The sequence below is a fragment of the Kitasatospora sp. NPDC091257 genome (genome assembly GCF_044757675.1).
Lineage (GTDB): Bacteria > Actinomycetota > Actinomycetes > Streptomycetales > Streptomycetaceae > Kitasatospora > Kitasatospora lactacystinica.
On record NZ_JBIVVI010001317.1, the window covers coordinates 1 to 2,371 of the forward strand.

A 2,371-nucleotide genomic window follows, 5' to 3' on the forward strand; every position below is an offset into this window, starting at 1 on the left:
CCCTCGTCCGGGTCCTCGTACTCCTCGCGCAGGTTCTCCAGCAGGCCCACCCAGAGGTCCGACTCGTCCGGCCCCTGTCCCGCCGCGGCCACCAGCGCGGCGAACTCGTCCAGCGCGGCCCCGGCGTCCCCACCTCGGATCCGGCCCTCCAGGCGGGCCAGCAGCCCCAGCGCGCCGATCACCTCGGGCAGCGAGTCGGCCGCCCGGCCGCCGTAGCCGCTCCCGTGGTCCCAGCCGTTCGGGTCGTAGATCCGTACGGCGCCGGTGTCGCCGGCCACCATCAGGTGCTGGTCGTCGAACGTGCCGACGCAGTACCCCCAGTTGCTCGGCGGGGTGTCGTCGTCCGGTGTGCGCTCGCCGAACAGCTCGTCCAGGTCCGCCTCCCACATCCCGCGCTCGGGCAGCTTCGCGGCGTCGAAGCCGAGGAATTCCAGTTCGACGGCCGGCGCGCCGACCTCGGTCAGGAACACCCGGGCCTCCTTCGACGTCAGCCGCTCGGGCAGCGCCGCGGGCTCGGGCCGCCACAGCGTGCCGGGGCCGAAGCAGGACTCCAGCCAGGCCGCGTCGGGGTTCCGGACGGCGGCCGTCAGCTCGGCGTCGGCCGTGGTCATCGGTGCGTCTCCCCCGGTCGGAACGGTACTCCGGCGCCATTCAAGCGCACCGCTCCGACGGCGAGGGCCGCCGGGGGTCGCCCCGACGGCCCTTCCGGGGCTCCGGCCCGACGGCCTAGAAGAAGCCGTCGTCCTCGTAGTAGTTGTTGACGACGACCTGCGGGTCGTCGTCGAAGGCCTCGTTCAGCAGCGCGCCGCCGACCAGGCCGGCCGCGCCGGCGCCGATCAGCGCGCCGGTGCCGAAGCGCCGCCCGCCCTGGGCCTGCTGGCCGGGCACCTGCGGCTGGCCCTGCTGGACCGGCTGCTGGACCGGCTGCGGGTAGCCGGCCGGCTGCGGGGTGTAGAACGGCGGCACGTTGGTCTGCACCCGCTGGGCGCAGGCCACGCAGGCCTCGATCCGGCGCGGCACGCCCCACTGCGGCGACCAGTACACCGCCGTGGCGCCGGCGCCGTGCGAGGGGTCGAAGAAACACGTCACGGGGGAACTCCCTGGTCCTGGCGGGGTCGTCGGAACGGCGGGTACGGCCGCGGGCAGCACGGCCGGGACCGCGGCCGCGACCGGAACGGGCGGCGCGGGCGGGGCTACCGGCGGCTTCACCGGGGCGGGCGCGGCGGCGGGCGCCGGCTGCAGGACGTCCACGCCGAAGTCGGCGGCGATGCCCGCGAGCCCCGCGGCGTACCCCTGCCCGACCGCGCGGAACTTCCAGTCCGCGCCGTGCCGGTACAGCTCGCCGAACACCATCGCCGTCTCGCTGCCGGCCTCCGGCGCCACGTCGTACCGGGCCACCTCGGCGCCGGTGTCCGGATCGGCGACCCGGATGTGGGCGCCGCGGACCTGCCCGAAGGACTGCCGCCGCTGGGCCGCGTCGTAGATCGCCACCGCGAAGACGATCTTCTCCACCCCGGCGGAGACCTCCGCGAGCCGGACCTCGATCTGCTCGCGGTCCGGGCCGCCGCCGGACCCGCCCCGGTGCCGGACCGAGCCGTCCGGGCTCTGCAGGTTGTTGAAGAAGACGAAGTGCTGGTCCGAGGCGACCTTCCCGTCCGTCCCGCAGAGCAGCGCGCTGGCGTCCAGGTCGTACCCGGCTCCGGCCGTCCAGCCGAGGCCCACCCGGACCACCCTCAGCCCGGGGGCCTGCTTGCCCAGGGAGACGTTGCCGCCCTTCGTCAGGGCCACGCTCATGGAACTCCTCCACCACCGTACGAGTACCGCTGTTCGACCACGACAACGCTGTAGAAGTTGCCTCGGTTCCCGGTCGAACCATCAGTTTTCCGTCAAGGCCGGAACACCGCCCCACCAGCGGCGGAACACCGTCCGGGCGCCCCGGCGGCGGCCGGAGAGGCACCGCGGTGGGCGCGGTGGGCACGGGCGCGGCCTCTCCCCGGACGGGCGGAGCGCCCGGCAGCGGGGGACGCCGGGTCGGCACTCTGGCGGGCCGTCAGGTCCGGACCTATTGTCAGCGGACATGACATATCTACGCCGCGCCGCCGGACTGGCCGCCGCGCTCACCGGAACGCTCGCCGCCCTGCTGGCCCCGGCCGCCGCCCAGGCCGCCCCGGCCGGCTGCCGCACCTCCGCCACGGTGCCGCTGGACGCCGAGCAGGCCCGCCTCCAGGACGCCCGCACGGCTGGCTTCACCGAGCGCTCCGGCCTGGGCGAGCTGCCCGGGGGCTTCCCCGCCGCCCTGTGCGAGGCCCGCAACGCCCGGCAGGCCGAGCGGGTGGTGACCGCCTGGGGCCGGACCCTCTGGCAGGCCGGC

The 2,371-nt window shown here is 75.7% G+C and carries 1 protein-coding gene and 2 pseudogenes; 1 reads left to right on the forward strand and 2 read right to left on the reverse strand.

Annotated features, from left to right (window positions below):
- Together ACIQOV_RS37740 and ACIQOV_RS37745 are read right to left on the reverse strand one after the other, a co-directional pair.
- A partial coding sequence (locus ACIQOV_RS37740; protein ID WP_401055298.1) for an SUKH-4 family immunity protein occupies positions 1 to 611 on the reverse strand: 611 nt, incomplete at its 3' end.
- A 631-nt stretch (positions 612 to 1,242) separates the two neighbouring features.
- A pseudogene (locus ACIQOV_RS37745) lies at positions 1,243 to 1,794 on the reverse strand (TerD family protein); the annotation flags it as partial.
- A 283-nt stretch (positions 1,795 to 2,077) separates the two neighbouring features.
- On the opposite strand from ACIQOV_RS37745, the pseudogene ACIQOV_RS37750 reads away from it, so the two are divergent.
- A pseudogene (locus ACIQOV_RS37750) lies at positions 2,078 to 2,371 on the forward strand (hypothetical protein); the annotation flags it as partial.